11 protein-coding genes are annotated in these 16591 nt (G+C 41.4%); 7 read left to right on the top strand and 4 right to left on the bottom strand.

What is annotated here, in order from left to right; translation table 11 throughout:
* Window positions 1-75: 75 nt before the first annotated feature.
* From ED312_RS09750 to ED312_RS09740, 3 genes are all read right to left on the bottom strand, one after another.
* Window positions 76-1137, bottom strand: coding sequence for a FecR family protein (locus ED312_RS09750; protein WP_123215814.1), 1062 nt, complete (start codon window positions 1135-1137; stop codon window positions 76-78).
* A gap of 371 nt (window positions 1138-1508) precedes the next feature.
* Window positions 1509-4217, bottom strand: a complete 2709-nt coding sequence (locus tag ED312_RS09745; protein ID WP_123215813.1) for an outer membrane beta-barrel protein — start codon at window positions 4215-4217, stop codon at window positions 1509-1511.
* Window positions 4218-5633: 1416 nt separating this feature from the next.
* Window positions 5634-6218: an RNA polymerase sigma factor gene (locus ED312_RS09740; protein WP_123215812.1), complete on the bottom strand. Its 585-nt coding sequence runs from the start codon at window positions 6216-6218 to the stop codon at window positions 5634-5636.
* A 1396-nt stretch (window positions 6219-7614) separates the two neighbouring features.
* Here ED312_RS09740 and ED312_RS09725 point away from each other — a divergent pair.
* From ED312_RS09725 to ED312_RS09710, 4 genes are all read left to right on the top strand, one after another.
* On the top strand, window positions 7615-8727 hold the full coding sequence (locus ED312_RS09725; RefSeq protein ID WP_123215809.1) for a serine hydrolase domain-containing protein: 1113 nt from the start codon (window positions 7615-7617) through the stop codon (window positions 8725-8727).
* A gap of 69 nt (window positions 8728-8796) precedes the next feature.
* Window positions 8797-9129: a hypothetical protein gene (locus ED312_RS09720; RefSeq protein WP_123215808.1), complete on the top strand. Its 333-nt coding sequence runs from the start codon at window positions 8797-8799 to the stop codon at window positions 9127-9129.
* Window positions 9116-9691, top strand: coding sequence for an RNA polymerase sigma factor (locus ED312_RS09715; protein ID WP_123215807.1), 576 nt, complete (start codon window positions 9116-9118; stop codon window positions 9689-9691). Before ED312_RS09720 ends, ED312_RS09715 begins: the two co-directional genes overlap by 14 nt.
* A gap of 66 nt (window positions 9692-9757) precedes the next feature.
* Complete coding sequence (locus ED312_RS09710) at window positions 9758-10105, top strand: hypothetical protein (protein WP_123215806.1); 348 nt, start codon at window positions 9758-9760, stop codon at window positions 10103-10105.
* Here the strand turns inward: ED312_RS09710 and ED312_RS09705 are convergent.
* Window positions 10102-11025, bottom strand: coding sequence for a PAS domain-containing protein (locus ED312_RS09705; protein WP_123215805.1), 924 nt, complete (start codon window positions 11023-11025; stop codon window positions 10102-10104). The genes ED312_RS09710 and ED312_RS09705 overlap by 4 nt on opposite strands.
* A gap of 578 nt (window positions 11026-11603) precedes the next feature.
* Here ED312_RS09705 and ED312_RS09700 point away from each other — a divergent pair.
* The 3 genes from ED312_RS09700 (at window position 11604) to ED312_RS09690 (ending at window position 16561) form a co-directional block, all read left to right on the top strand.
* Window positions 11604-13310, top strand: a complete 1707-nt coding sequence (locus ED312_RS09700; protein WP_123215804.1) for a choice-of-anchor D domain-containing protein — start codon at window positions 11604-11606, stop codon at window positions 13308-13310.
* 88 nt (window positions 13311-13398) lie between these two features.
* Window positions 13399-15087, top strand: a complete 1689-nt coding sequence (locus ED312_RS09695) for an FISUMP domain-containing protein (protein ID WP_123215803.1) — start codon at window positions 13399-13401, stop codon at window positions 15085-15087.
* A gap of 148 nt (window positions 15088-15235) precedes the next feature.
* The gene (locus ED312_RS09690; RefSeq protein ID WP_240643077.1) at window positions 15236-16561 is read left to right on the top strand and encodes an amidohydrolase family protein; all 1326 of its coding nucleotides are present in this window, start codon (window positions 15236-15238) and stop codon (window positions 16559-16561) included.
* Window positions 16562-16591: the final 30 nt, after the last annotated feature.

Raw genomic sequence — 16591 nt, 5'->3', positions numbered from 1 at the left:
TTGCAGGTTTGGCCAGAGCGGAGGCGGCTGAGTGTTCCGGCTTCGCCGGAATGTATCGAAGCCCCGGGTTCCAACTTACTTACATTTCTCGCCGTCTATATCTACACTCCCGTCCGGATGTACTTTATACGTAATCCCGAGGGAATATTCGTAGGCCTTTAAGACATTGAGCAGGGTTTCTTTTTTGTGTTTTCCCCATACCTGGCACTCGGCCAGTTCGGGGTTGTTAATCCTGATCTCTACGCCGTACCAGCGCTCCAGGGTCTTTACCACTTCGCCTAGTGGAGTCTCTTTAAAATACAGTACCCCGTCTTTCCAGGCCGTTATGGCTGCGGCATCGATTTCCTTTTTTTCCAGGCTCTGATCTGCCGGGCGGTACACCACCTGTTCGTTGGGCACCAAAATGATCTGCGACACCGCTTCCCCGTTGTTTTCCGCTTCCGTACTGCTTTGGACCACCTGTACTTTCCCGGTGGCTACGGAAACCGCTATCTCCCCTTCTTCCCGGTATGCCTTTATGTTAAAGGAAGTCCCCAGTACGCGGGTGGTCAGGTCCGCGGTTTTGACCAGGAACGGTTTTTTCTCGTTGCGGGTCACTTCAAAGAAGGCCTCGCCTTCCAAAGTGACTTCCCGCTTATTCCCGCTGAATTTTTCGGGGAACTTTAAGGTACTGCCAGAATTCAGCCGCACTACAGTACCGTCTGTCAGGGTAACCGTGGCTTTTTCTCCCGTGCCCACCCGCTCTTCTATTTGCCTTACGGAAGCCGGGTTGTCAAAGAAATTACCATAGTACAAGGCGGTTGCCGAAGCGAAGAGAACAACAATAACCGCGGCTATATGGTGCCACCCCTTTCGTTCTTTCCGGGCAGGTTCTTTCCGAAACGGGTAGGCTACCTTCCCTTCTTCTTTCATCCTGTCCAGCACTTTTCGGAAGCGGGCTTCGGAGGCTTTCCGTTCTTCCTCCGTATGATTGTTTACCTCGCTCATGTCTTCTTCCCGCTCTTCCATCCATTCCCTTACATCCTGTGCCCAGCGGGGATCTTCCATGTAAATGATCAGTTCGTCAAATTCTTCCCTGGCTATCGTGTTCTCACGATACTTTTTCATCAGTATATCCAGGCGTCGGTTTCCGTTCATCTTTCTGTTGTTTTTGTAGGGGGCATAACTATTAAATTCAGCTTTAGTTCTACCGGGATAGAAACTTTATATTTTCCGTTTGTATTACTAGTACACGTAAGTCTCCCGATAGTCCCGGGTGAAGGAGTATTTTTTTTTTGAGGTTTTGTTGGTGGTGGTAGTGTATGCGAGATGAGGTTTACACCCCTGTGGTCCCCTCAAGGGGACAGTTGTTCCGTTGTTCCTATAAATAGTCGGGTTATAACTCCCCCCGCATACCCCAATTTTTCTTACAAAAGCCGAAGGGCTGTCCCCTTGAGGGGACCATAGGGGTGTTTTATGGGGCACAGAAGTATTCCATTGAGAGACCACAGGGGGGCTCCTCGAGTATCCTACCGGATATGATACCCGAAGCTCAGCATAAAGTACTGCTGTAAATTATTACTCTGGGTATCTTCTATGTAGTTCTGGGTGGCGATACGGTTGATGTTGCGGTTTTGTTTGAGGAGGTCGAAAACACGGAATTTCAATTCTCCCCGTTTGTCTTTTAAAAAGAGCCAGGAGATATCCATATTCCATAAGAGTGAGCTCTTTTCAAAATCATCGGGTAGTTTATTGTTACGAATAAAACCTATCTTATTGCCCCATACCAGGTTTTTCAGCGGGTAGAGGTCCAGGGAGCCACTGATATGGTGTATGATAAAGTCCTGGTCCTGGCCGGAAGCCTTGTCATAGCCCAGCTTGTTGTACTGGGGCGCATAAATAATATCGGCATCCAGCAATTCTTGTATAGCATACCTCAATTGTACATTAGGCCCCAGTGTCCACTGATCACTGCTCACCAGTTCCCCGTTGATAAAATTTTTATCCCGGTTGTACCCTATATTCCCGGATGCTTTTACATCCAGCACCCCGGTCTTTAACGGTTTCCGGGCGGAAAAGCCGAGATAGCCGTATAAACTGCGTGTGCCGTCCACATTGCTATACGATGCAACCTGCCTGCCGTATTCGTCATAAGCAGTCGTAGTGATCACCTGGTCTTTTACCGGTCTGTACGATAAATTGGCAAAAAAAGTGTTACCCTTGCTGCCAATGGCGTTATACCGAAGATTGTACACTTGGGAGAACACCGGTTCCAGGTCCGGGTTTCCTTCCCGGATAAACAGGGGATTGGTGTTGTCTGCCACGGGTTGCAGCTGATCGGCTGACGGAGGAGAAGTAAAAGCGTTATAGGAAAAGGATATTCTTTTTTTATCGGTGATCTTATAATTAATATTCAGGGAGGGCGCCAGGTTTATGAACTCGTGGGTAATGCCCGTCTGTAATGTTTCGTCATACGGGCTTAAACGATTGTAATTCAAGGTTGTTCCTATGGCCAACTCCATCTTTTCCAGGGTATAGTGCAGGGAAAAACCGGTGTTGCTGTTCAGTACCCTGGAACGGAAAGCATTGGTCCCCAGGCTGTCCCGGATCTGCCGGTTGTTTTCTTCGTCCAGCAGCCAGGTTTCCCGCTTGTTGGAAGACCGGGTATAGGAAACGGTGCTGTACCAGGAACTGCTCCACCGGCGGGATATGGAAAACCGGTGGTTTATACTCGCCGTGTAATTGTCCGTACGGTTATCCGTAAGGATCTGCTGCCGGAACTGTGCGGTAGAATCTGTCCCTTGCCGGTAATAGGTAGTTTCCCCCAGGTTAAAATCTTCGTTGTCTTGCCTGGAAAAAGTCCCGGAGAGCGTAATATTCAAATGGGTAGTTGCGGAATATCTTTTCTGCCATCCCAGGAGCAAAGGAATGGTAGTGCTCTTGCCGTCGGTATGGTAAGTATTCTGTTGCTCGTTTACCGGGTTTTCCGCCCCGTCTGCAGTAACGGTCCGGGTTACCGTCCGGTTGTTCGTGGCCCTGTGGGAAAGGTCGGGCAGCTGTATTTGCAGGGAAGAAGCAGAGTCCAGGGGAATGGTCGTGTTGATGTTCACCCGGTGGTCATCGCTCCGCCGGGTTACGGTGGAATTGGAAGCGGTGGTAAAAGAGGAATCCGGTACGATAAACTGTATACGCTCTTTCAGGGATTCCTGGTAGGTATGGGGACGGGTGTAGTTATATCCTGTGGACAGTGCTGTTCCGTCTTTCCAGCGGTTGCTGTAATTTGCCCCTCCCCTCAGGGTCCGGGTAATGCCATTGCCCGCGTTGAGCAGGGTAATGACCTCGTCCTCGGCATAGTCCACCGCATTGACGTTATTGACCATCCCCAGCAGGGTAAGCCTGCTTTCACCCCGGAAGCGGTTATACTTCCCCATAAGCTCGTATCGCCTGTCCGTTCCCCCGCCCGCACTCACACTTCCGAAGTCCTTTAAACCTTCCTTGAGGCGTATGTTCATGGTCTTACTTCTTTCCCCTTGGTTCCCGGACCGGAGATCTTCTTCTTCGTCCGTATCCATAAGTTGTATTTTTTCCACCACATCTACCGGGAGGGTATTCATGGCCATCTGGCCGTCCGTACCGAAATATTCGCGCCCGTCCACCAGCACTTTGGTAATGCGTTGCCCGTTATAGGTCATCCCCCCTTCCCGGCTCATCTCCAGGCCGGGCAGTTTTTTAAACAATTCTTTTATTTCGGCATAGGGGCGGGTGGTAAATGCGCTTACGTTGTATTCCAGCGTATCCCCTTTCATGATCATGGGCAGGCGTGCGCCTTCCACTTTAACGTCTTCGAGTTCTATAGCTCCTTCCTGCAGGCGTACCGGCGCCATGGCAAAGCGGGGTTCTTCCAGGTAAAGCAGGCCACGCCAGGGTTTATACCCCAGGTAGCGGATATCTACCAGCAGGGTATCCTTTTGTGGTAATCCCTCAATGACAAACTCCCCTTCCATACCGGTAACTACGGCTCCCAGCCGGGTATCATCGGCCAGACGGTTAATGATCACCGTGGCCCCGGGTACCGGTTCCTTACGGAGCGAATCCACAACACTGCCCGTTAAAGTGCCAGTTTTCTGTGCATGGAGAGATAATGACACAAAAAAGATGGTTACCGTACAGCAAAAGATAAAAAAACGGGGAATATTTACTGATTCTACCCTATACTTCCTGAATATAAGTGTGGCCATTTTTTAGATATTTAGAGTGTAGAACCGAATTAAAACGTTCAAATTCATAAATTTAAAAGAATAATTACCTGTTTAAGTACGGAATTCCCATTGCATGTTTAGGGAAAATCCTCTAAGTGAACTTTGGGGCCGGAAGTTTAACCGACAGGGATACAAGACATCCGTTAGGGATGCAACATGTTAAGGGGGTATGGTCTTTATTTTTAACTTATTTAAAAAAGCACGGGGTCAGGTCAATGCCAAAAAAACCGCCCCGTGCAGTTACAAAAGAATACATCGGACAGACTAATTGCACTATTGACTTACCTCTCTACTATAAAACAATGGAGCCCGATGTGCCTGTTGTTATTTTCCACATAAACAGAGAACCCGGAGGTTGCCCTTTCTCTTCTTCCTCCATGCTTCCCGTAACCAGCCTGTTATTATTTTTTCCTTAAAAAGCACGGGGCCGGCTTTTTGCCGCAGCACAACCCCGTGCGGACATCAAAAGAGTGTTAGTGTACTAATTCAAAACAATTAAACATGAGAACAAAGTATATGTTTAATATCTCCTGATGTTATGTTATGTTATGTCATTTCTTTTGATCTGTGATAAAAATTAATTGTGAATACCCTACAACCGGACAATCAGTTTAATCCAGGCTATTTCGACTTTGCCCAAAGCATTGCCTGAAATGAGCCTAATTTTCCCCGATCCGTCCTTTAGGACCGGGATCAATAATCGGATAAAATCTATAAAAATTTGATTTTTATCCTATACGAAACTGTTTCTCTTTATAATTCTCTACCCTTTTCGGTATCGGGATCCGGCAGCAATCCCCCCGGACCATTTTTGAATGAATATATCCATTCCCTCACATCCCCAGAAACATTTTACCTATGGCGTAAATGATCAGGAGAATGAGTATCAGATTCACTATTTCCAGTATCTTTTGTGAGCTTTCATCATCCATTATTTACTTTTAAAACGGTAAAAAGGAAGTGTATCCGGAAAAGTTGTCTAAATCACAAATTAATAACATACATGTCCCAATGGTATGTTTAAAACCCTATCCGAATACACTCCAGGTTGCCGGGAATATATGTAAATACCATATATCTCAAAACACAGGGCCCTACTCATTACCCCTGTGCCCGGCACATGAAAAAAAAGTCCCGTCAACTGACTCAAAACAATTAAATGTATGAGCATAAAATTAATTTTAGTTTAGGTTTTAGTATGAAGTTACCGGACTTTAACATGTGTTTATAGTAATACACACAACGAAGTGAAAAGTCCCGGATGTGATGAGAAGAAACTTTAACGTACCCTTCCGGATAGTAGCCCTGTGGTGTCGGGCATGACGTCTGTCCGCTTGAGCCAGCATACGGGAGAACCCCGGAATAATCATAAATATAACGGGGTATTGCAGTGTATTATTTAAAGATAAGGAACAGGATATTATTGATGTAGGGACGTAATTCTTTTTTAATAATTTCGGATATTTCCCACAAATGGTTTTTTACTCTTTTGACAGACATCCCCAGTATCTCCGAAATTTCCGCATGGCTTTTGCCTTCTTTCCTGGACAGGTTGTATACGGATTGTTTCCTGGCGGGAAGCCCTGCTATGATCTTTTCTATAATTTCGCCATACTCCTTGAGAAGGTACTGGCTTTCCACCTGTTCGTATTGTACGGCAATATTTTCCCATAATTCTTCCCGGATGAGTTTGCGCCGGGCGGCATCGCGCATATAATTAAAAGCGTGATTTTTGGCCATAGTGAAAATAAAAGCAATGAAAGACCTGGACGGATCCAGTTCTTCCCTTATCTCCCAGATCTTTATGAACACTTCCTGGACAATCTCTTCCGAAATATAGGTTGACTTTGTATAGGAAAATACAACATAGTAAAGTTTTCTCTCCAGGAGGTGGAAGATGGTTTCAAAAGCCGAAAGATCGCCCTGTTTAAGGGACCGGACAAGATCCTGATCTATTTTTGATTTGTCAGAATTCCCCATAATTCATTGAAATTTCCATATTAAATTTACAGTAAAACAAACAAATAAACAACTAACATGTAATCTTAGAAAACATATTTCTGTTGGGAAGCAACAAGTGTAAACCGTACTTTTTTACGGGATCACCCGCCCATGCCCCGATTCCGGAATTCGGGACCGGGGACCAGTAAAAAATCGTATAGCGTGTAGGTTTTTGTTTTACAGATCGGATAGTACCGGAGCTTCTATCCTCAAAAAAGGGGCTGTGGGTAGCGGTCATTTATTTGTCTGGAGGTCAACTATCTCGGGGTAAGCCCACAAGGCATACATCGGAAGGTCCCGACAAAACATTCCGGCACAAGCGTCGGAGTATTTAATCCCGATAATTATCGGGGCACTTAGCGGGTAAAAATCGGTTGTTTTTGTGGAGAACTAAGGATAAGAATTTCTTAATCCTTTTTCTTCGGAAAATTATTATTCGGGTTATCGGTCTTAGAGCATGTTTAAAAAGAATTCATCCCTATGATTCCGATAATTATCGGGATCGGGAGGCTAAAAAAATGCCCTTAACAAATGTAATAAAAAATGTCACAATTCAAATTTCCGGCTGAAATATTTTCGCAATGTATGAGTTTACGGCAAACGGGAGACAGAAATCACGATTAATATACCTAATCAACTACCGCGGGGCAATCCCGATATCGGGACGCGAGGTATCCAAACGCGTCAAGCCTTGGCCCATTTCGATGCAGAGCATCGGGGAATTAAACCCATTTAATACTATTAAAACTTTATTGCTGATGTAACATCTGAATAACAGTCCTCTTTTCTGGCCCCGTACATCCCGAAAAACACATTTAAGTACCTGCGGTCGTTCGCTACTTCCGGAAAGGCTGTAAAAAAGCAGCAGCATCTTGTTTCCCCGGGCAGCCATATCCAAAGGTCCTTCCATGGCTTGGCCACACCCGGTCTGCGGAGGGTACTTATCGTCCGGCTTGCTCATTTGTACCGACACAGATGTACAAAATAGCTGTTGGCATGATTTGCAAATAAAGACAATTCATGAAGTTAAAAAGCATTCATCAATCTTTACATTACTTGAGGGAACAGGGGAATTCAGAAGATATATTTGTCAAAGCTTATATTAGGTGTAATGTTGGCTAAATAATTTCTCTGTCAAAAGCTTATACCAAACACTTCAGATTCGTAATAAAATGATTTGAAAACTGTATTTCCGGACCATCCCGGAAATCATATCATCAAGTCCTTCGGCAACATGAACAGGAATCGCATAGTCTAACGTAAATAATCGCATTCTTTGGCTTTGAAAAATTGTTGTAACCTTTTTTAAAGTCATCTTGTCCTATAAATGCAAATTCACCTAAACGTAATAATAATCACATAAATTTTGAATAAGATGATCTTTAAAAACATGGCGATTTACTTAACACTTACCATAGTTTGTGTTTTAACTTCATTTGTTGTTTGCGGACAAAATGAAAATATTACCACTACAGAGGGTAAAATCATTAGGGAAGATAAGCTTACCTCTGAAATCAAAAAAATAATGGGAGTTGAAAATATTCCGGCAATTTCCATAGCTGTAATCAATAATAACCAAGTTGTTTATCATCAGGCATTAGGGGTAAGCAATATTAAAACCCGAAAGCCTGTTGATGACCAAAGTATTTTTGAAGCCGCATCATTGTCAAAACCCGTCTTCGCCTATTTTGTTATGAAAATGGCCGAGAAAAGAAAAATAGATTTAGATAAACCGCTTTTTGAATACCTCCCACACCCGGGCATTGCCCCGGAATCACAAGAGGATGCAAAACTGATAACTGCTCGTATGGTTTTGGCTCATCAAACAGGATTCCCAAACCACTCCGATGGCGGCCTTATAAAGCTTGCGTTTAAGCCCGGCACGGATTTCATGTATTCGGGTGAAGCCTATCAATACCTGGCAGCTGTTGTCGGGGCACAAAACGGTATAGGCTGGAAGACAGATTTAAATGCTTTATTCCAAAGAGAAGTTACGGCACCTTTAAACATGACACATTCTACTTTTGTCTGGGATGACTATCTGACAACGCATAAGGTGTACGGCCATACTAAAGAAGGAAAGCCCATAGCCAGGAATCCCGGAACAGGATATTGGAAGGGAAATACTTTTTTCGCATACTCAAGCCTGCATAGCGAAGCAGGTGAATACGCAAAATTTATTGTTACCATGCTAAAGAAAGAGCGACTTCAGAAAAAAACGTTTAGTGAAATGCTAAAGGAACAGACACATTTCAAGGATGACAATCCTTTAAAAAAGGAAATAGGCCAAACAGGATGGGGGTTAGGATTTGCACAAAAAGTAACAAAAGATTATACGATGCACATGCATACAGGAAACAATCAAGATTTTCAAGCTTATGCCATGTTTATTCCAGAAAAAAAGTATGGATTGGTCGTATTTACCAACAGTGATAAAATGATACCTTTTTTGACAGACCTATCTAAAGTACTGGGGCCACAGTTTTAAAAATATTTTTAATACCTGACATACACGTACTTCATAAAAGTACTTATTTTAACATAAAAAACAGAAGACATGGAAAATTACCAGGATGCATTAGGAGCATTCTTCTTAATGGCAGGGGTTGTTACTGTAGTATTTATTATTGCAAAGTACACATACCTGATTAAAAAGGCAATGATTGAAAAAGGGCTCAAAGCTCCTTCTGATTCTAAAAAAGTACAATATGCAGACATGGGTTGTATAGCAGGAGGTTTAGGCGTAGGATTAATAATTTCTTCCATTTATACAACAATGGAACTCTCGGAAGATTCAACCGACTTATTGGTTTGGGGTACTGTTTTGGTTTGCGGCGCTATAGGTTTGGTAGTTGCACATTTTTTAAGAAGAAAATTTGACAAGCAATAAGGAAATAGACGCCGCCATCATTGAGAGGATAAAGAAAGGTGATACACATGCCTTTAGACAATTGGTGGACAAGTACAAGGATGTCTCCCTTTCTTTGGCCTGCGCAGTTTTAAAAGATAAGGCAAAAGCAGAAGATGTGCTTCAGGATGTTTTTATAAAAGTTTTTCATAAAGCAAATAGCTTTAAGCATCAATCCGCTTTCTCCAGCTGGTTGTACCGTATTGTTATAAATACGTCGTACAACGAGTTAAAACGGGATAAAAACCATTTGAAATTGGAGGGTATACATTCATATGAGCCATTGACAAATGAAAGAACCCCCATACAAAACCTCAAAGAGGAAGATCAGAAAAAATATGTTGTATTGGCCTTGGAAAAGCTTAAGCCAGACGAGGCTCTTGTCTTAAGACTTTTTTACCTGTGCGATATGCCCTTAAAGGAAGTGCAAAAAGTTACCGGTTTTACATCTTCCAAAATTAAAGTGGATTTACATCGCGGAAGAAAAAACATGGAAGCAGTATTAAAAAACTTACTGGGGAATCAGATAAACGATTTGTGGTGAACCAATCCCAAAACACTGATCATCAATAACAAACAAATAAACATAAGACCATATCATCAATAAAAAATGGAAGAAGACATCACCAAAAACCTGATACGGAAGAGTGGAATGACCACTTCGGAAGATTTTACCGATAAATTATTACTGAAAATAGAAAGTGAGAAAACCGTACATCCGCTTTTAGGCTACCGGTATACCCGAATGCGCCATTATGCCATATTTGGAATTATCGGAGTAGGTGCGGGTTTATTTACTCTGATATATTTCGGCTTTCTCCCTGAATTCAATGTATTTGATTTTCAATTTAAAATAAACAGGATCCCATTGCTGATTATAACCACATGGTTATTATTATTGGGAGCAAACCATATTTTGAAAATGCAGCATTCAGCTAACCTTCATGGTAAAAGCTAATATTCCTGAACAAAATCAAAAAGGGACTGCCCGGAATCAAGATCTAATTTTTTTTTCAATCGGTTTCTGGCTACTCTCAGGCTTTCTTTTTTTACAAGCATTGCTTTGGCTATATCAGAAGATGTCATACCAAGTTTTATAAAAGCAAGATGTTTGAGCTCTTTTTTAGACAAGTCCGGGAATTTACCGAAGATATTCTTATAAAAATCTGGGTGGATCTTTTTAAAATGAACCATGAAATCTTCCCAATCTTCATCTAAATTCAGGGTTTCCTGAACATAGGATAAAATGCTTCTTAATTCCTTCCTCATCGTCGGTTCTAGCTCTAAAATCTTGTCCTCTATTTTTTTAATGATAACTCTTTTCTTTTCCAATAAGGCAGATGACAATAACAGGTTTTGCTGAATAATTTCTCTCTCCTGTTTTTCAATTTCTGCAATTTTCCGGTCCTGTATGTTCCTCGTACAGCTCAGGAGCAATACCACTTCATTCTTTTTGTCGTATATAGGCTTGGTATAACCTTCAAACCATTGATAACCTTCATTCTTGGTTCGAAATAACAACTCCTGTTTTTCAAGGGGCGATGAAATCCCGTCTTTTGAATTTGACAGGTTTTTAATGAGTATAGGAAGGTGATCGGGGTGAATAAAATCGTAAGGGACTTTTCCTTTCAGATCTTCAGAAGTATACCCCATGATTTTTTCTGTAGAAGGACTTACATACAGATAGCGTCCGTCCCTCGGATGATGCAAACAAATCACATCGATAGTATTTTCCGCAATAAGTTTTAATTTATCTATATTTTGATTCTCCAGCAATCTGGACAGCCCCTCACCATCAAGATCTTTATCGTTGTCAATGAGTTTTAAAAGATACTCGGTTTCCTCTCCCCGATATGTTTCATTGATGTTTTTTCTCATTTGCGTGTTATTTCCATACCATAGTGCAAAATATTAATATTTATTCATTATTACTGATGCGTTACATTCTAATGACAGGTCTACTCAAGGCCCTTTGTACCTACTTGGAGTCCTTTCCGATTGATTTTTAACCGCAGCGGCCACAACAAGGATGGACCAAAAATTAACGCATCACTACTATTTATTCATATGAAATTTTAATTCTCCACTTCATGGACAAAACGAAAATAACCAAATGATAAGACTTAAACGAGTTCAATAACAAAAATTATCCGGGGCATTTCAATGTTGAGGCATCGGTATTAAAATTGCCGCTTCCCCCCTGTCCGGACCTAAAAAGGTCTTTTTTTTCCTGCTTGATAACGGTATGTTAACGCTCCCGCGAATCTGCATTTGCAGATAGTCTGCCAAGCGGTTATTTTTGGTCCGTCACTTAATTAAACCACTATGCAGCAATTGATTATCACTTTTAAAAATTTGATTTCCAACACATATGACCTAACCGTAATCAATAGTAATTATGCAATACATCCCTTTAAAAAATAACCTTAACACATACGTACATTTAATTTATTCTTATGAAAGTAACAAAAATCGGCTTATGCCTACTTTTAATTTTTAAAGGCCGGCTCATAAGGCGCTATGTGAAAACTCCAAAAAGCATTTTAAATAATAAATTTATGAATACAAAAAAAATATTAGCTCTTATCGTTGTTCCTTTTTTACTTTTTGCAAGCTGTAGTAGTGATAATGATAGTGATGATCCGGCACCAGCGCCAACGCCTGCTGAATTTTCAATAAATAAAAACACCGTTGACTTTGGAGCGGTAGAAATATCGACACAAAAGAAAACAGAATTGACCATTACCAACACAGGTGAAGAAGATCTAGCTTTAAAAAACTATACTTTTTCCGGCTCAAATGCTTCAGAATTCAGTACTGATGCCGGTGAAACCGAAGAAACAGTACAGGCCGGTAAAACGTATAACTTTACCATAGTATTCGAACCTGCAGAGGAAGGGAACAAAACAGCAGTCCTGACAATTACCAGTAACGTCGGGGAGCATAAAATAGAATTATCCGCCAGTGCTACTCTTGATCCGAATGCCATAGTAAACATTCCGGATGCTAATTTTAAAAAAGTATTATTGGAGCAAGGAACTACCGTATCGGGAACCGTAGGACCATACCGGAATAGTAAAATTGACACCAATGATGACGGGGAGATACAAATCAGTGAAGCACGAGCGTATGAAAGTGCCCTGATTGCCAGTAGTGTTTTAAATGATAGTTATAACATAAGCGATTTGACGGGGATAGAAGCTTTTGTAAACATTAAGGCGCTATGGGTTTCAAAGAACCAATTAACAAGTTTGGATATTTCTAATAATACTGCTCTTGAATATTTAATCTGTGATAATAACCAATTAACAAGTTTGGATATCTCAAACAATACGGCCCTGGAGTATCTGAATTGTGCCGCCAACGAATTAACCGATTTGGACATTTCTAAAAATACGGCCTTAGTTCGATTATTTTGTTACAACAATCAGCTATCGGATTTAGATACCTCCAAAAATCCTGATTTAGAATTTTTAATATGTAATGACAATCAGCTTTCAACTATAGACGTTACAAACAATACCTCCTTATCCCGGTTAAGGGTTCATAATAACAAGCTGACTCATTTGGATGTTTCTAAAAATACCGGCTTGAAAGACCTTAACTGCAATAATAATCAATTAACAAGTCTGAACCTTTCCAATGCTGCCGGATTAGAAAAATTACTTTGTGAACATAATGAGTTAACTAACATAGATATTTCTCAAAATACGCTTTTGAAAGAACTGAAGTGTTCGTATAATGCATTGACTACCTTAGATGCTTCTAAAAATACTTCTCTGGAATCATTAAATTGCGGATATAACCAATTAGCAAGTTTGGACGTGTCTCAAAATACCGCATTAAAATACCTTTACTCTTATAATAATCAGTTAACCAGTTTAGATGTTTCCAAAAATATGGCATTGGAGTTCTTTTACTGTTATGAAAACCAGTTAACCAGTTTAGATGTTTCCAATAACCCTTCATTAAGGATGTTTAATTGTCATAGCAATCAACTAACCCACTTAAACGTTGCTAATGGTAATAACCATAACCTAACACAAATGGAAGCAGTTTATAACAATTTGACCTGTATTCAAATAGATCCGGGATTTACTCCTCCCGATAATTCTAATTGGATAAAAGACGCTACTGCTGCTTATAGCGAGAATTGTCTTTAATATTATAGTTGAAAAGATAAACAAAAGCCTGCAAGGTTGTGAAAGCCTTGCAGGTTTAATCAACGGGAAACAACCAACACCAATCAAGATGGCCACAATATCAAAAAAGTTTATCATTGTCGTAGCAGTATTAACAATGGGGTTCCGGTATCACGTTAATGCGCAGGATTCAACAGAGAATTCGGAAGGCAGGGAAAATACATTTACCGACCCCCGCGATGGTAGTGTCTATAAAACCGTCAATATAGGAACACAAGTATGGTTTGCCGAAAATTTCGCTTATCTACCGGAGGTCGATACCGTACATATATCCGTTTACGGTTATAAAGGGAATTCTGTTAAAAAAGCAAAAGGAACGGAATCGTACAAAAAGTACGGGGCACTTTATTCCTGGGAGAAAGCAAATCAGTTAGCGCCCGAAGGATGGCGGCTACCGACAGATGCCGACTGGATGCTGCTGGAAACCGCCGTTGGAATGCCTAAAGAACTGGCGGTCAAAAATGGCTGGCGGGGAGATGAAAACAGTACTGTTGCATTGAAGGACAAAGGCCATTCCGGCTTTGATATAAAGTTTGCCGGATGGCGAACTGATTACGGTGATTTCAGATTTCAGAATGAACACGCCAATTTTTGGGTGGCAGATGCCCGCGACAATGAAAGGGCTTATGAAAGATTAATAGGATTGAATAACAAGAAAATCGGACGTGAGTACGGGAATAAAGGTTGCGGGTTTAGTGTAAGGTATGTAAGAGATATTCCTGTTGAGCACCACATTACGTATCCCGAAAAGGAATGGGAGATGATGGACGACGTGTCCGAATTTGGATGGAGTCAGGATAAAATCAATCAACTTTACCGCTATGCTATAGATAGCACAAACGCTACGGGGATTATCGTTATACAAAGCGGTAAAATGATATACGACTATGGGGATACGCACGAGTTGAGTTATATAGCGTCGGTCAGAAAAAGTTTGTTGTCCATGCTATATGGGAAATACGTGGAAAACGGCACTATTAAGCTGAACAAAACGCTTAAAGAATTAAATATTGACGATATCGGGAAACTGTCAGAGATTGAAAAAGAAGCTACAATTTTAGATATCCTGCAGTCGAAATCGGGAGTATACCATCCCGCAAGTAATCCCGGAGGAAATGAATGGTTATTTCCCGAACGCGGCAGTAAAAAACCAGGTACCTATTTTATATATAATAATTGGGATTTTAACGTAGCCGGTTACATTTTAGAACAGGAAACCGGAAAAGATATCTACGAGGCTTTTGAAAAGGATATCGCAAATAAAACAGGCTTTCAACAATGGGATTTATCGAAACAACGAAAATCAGGGGATACAAGTAAATCCAAATTTAAAGCCTACCATTTTGAACTATCCACCAGGGATATGGCAAGGATCGGGTATCTTATGTTGCGAAAAGGGAAATGGAAAAACGAACAGGTCATACCTGCATCATGGGTAGAAAGAATGACTACCATTACAACAAGTTATGAAGAAATGTATAAAGTTGACCCGAGACTTAAGGATTGGCCCTGGTGGAAATGGGGACAAGGACTTATGTGGAGAATATGGGACAGCCCGGACATAGCACCGGAATTTAAAGGCGCTTATACCGCTACGGGCAACCAGGGGCAATATATTACTGTCTTTCCTTCAATGGATATTGTTGTCGCACTAAAAACAAAAGCTGTCTATGGAAGAAGAACAAATAAAGAAGCCTATGAACGTTTTTTGAATAAGCTCATCGATGCCAGAAAGTAAAAATCCAATCCATAAATATATGCTTGTATACAATTCATTACACCGTTATTTTATCATTGTATTTATTGTATTTTTTTCAAGCTGCAAAAATACTTCAGCAAAAAAAAGCCTTTCTGACGAACAGTTTAATCAAAATCAGAACTTTAAGTTGTCGGACAGTCTGCTGCCTTATATAAAGTACCACGAAAACCTGATGGCATTTACCCATGTCATCTTAATAGACGGCACGGGCGGGTTTATAAAATCAAACCAGACCATCATCATAGAGAACGGAATTTTTAAAGCCATCGGGAATGCCGGTGAAATTAAAATTCCGGAGAAAGCATCGGTTATTGATTTGAGCGGAAAAACCATGATACCCGGTATTGTGGGAATGCACAATCATTTACATATTCCGGGGTTTCCGTACGTTGGTGATGTGGCTTCCAAACTCTATCTGGCCTGCGGGGTGACCACTATCCAGACCTGTGGGGCCGCATCCCCCGGGCAGGAACTGATGTTGTCCGAAAACATTGAACAGGGAAAACAAATAGGCCCGGATATCATACCAAGAGCTCCTTTTATAACCGGGGAAGGCGGAAATCCTCATATGATTATCCCGAGAAATGAAAAGCATTTGAGGGATACCATGCAACACTACATTAAACAAGGGATAAAATGGTTTAAAGTGTATCGGAATACCAAGCCGGAGGACCTGAAAATCATTCTGGACGAAGCTCATAAAAATAAGGCTAAAGTAAGGGGACATTTATGTTCCATAACCTTTGAGGAGGCCACTAAACTCGGAATTGACGGTATAGAGCATGGACTGAACAGCACCAGTGATTTCAGGACCGGCAAGGAATATGGTATATGTAACGGCGGCCGGGAATATATGGATGAACTCATTACAGACAGCCTGAAAGTGCGGAAGCTTCAGCAGTTAATGATCGACAATGAAGTATTACTTACCTCTACCCTTTCCATTTATGAAGCCAGTGTACCCAATCGGGCTTATGCAGATTCCCGAGCCCTGAAAGCAATGTCTCCCTATTTACGGAGTCAGTATAAAGAACGGAGAAAGCAATTTGACAAGAATATTGCCGATTCAACCCGGAATAAGCGACTTAAAAGAATTATGCAGTTTGAATACCAGTATTACAAAATGGGAGGTTTGTTATGCAGCGGTGTAGATGCCGGCAGACATGTACTCCCGGGCTTCGGCGATCAACGGAATTACGAGCTGTTTATAGAGGCCGGTTTTTCAACCGAGGAAGCCATTAAAATAATGACCTATAATGGCGCTAAAGCATTAAGCCGTAATGATATTGGCACCATTCAGGCTGGTAAAAGAGCGGATTTCGTAATTCTCAACGGGAATTTAAAAAAAGATAGCGCTGTCATTGAAAGCGTCGAAACTGTCTTTAAAAATGGTATTGGTTATGACCCAAAAGCGATGTTGGAAAAAACACAAGGCCGGTTTGGAAAAGAATGAGTTATTAAGAGCATGTTTAAAAAGAATTCA

Source organism: Sinomicrobium pectinilyticum (genome assembly GCF_003725735.1).
GTDB lineage: Bacteria > Bacteroidota > Bacteroidia > Flavobacteriales > Flavobacteriaceae > Sinomicrobium > Sinomicrobium pectinilyticum.
Note: the sequence above shows the minus strand (reverse complement) of the source record. Positions and strands in the feature narration are given on the sequence as shown.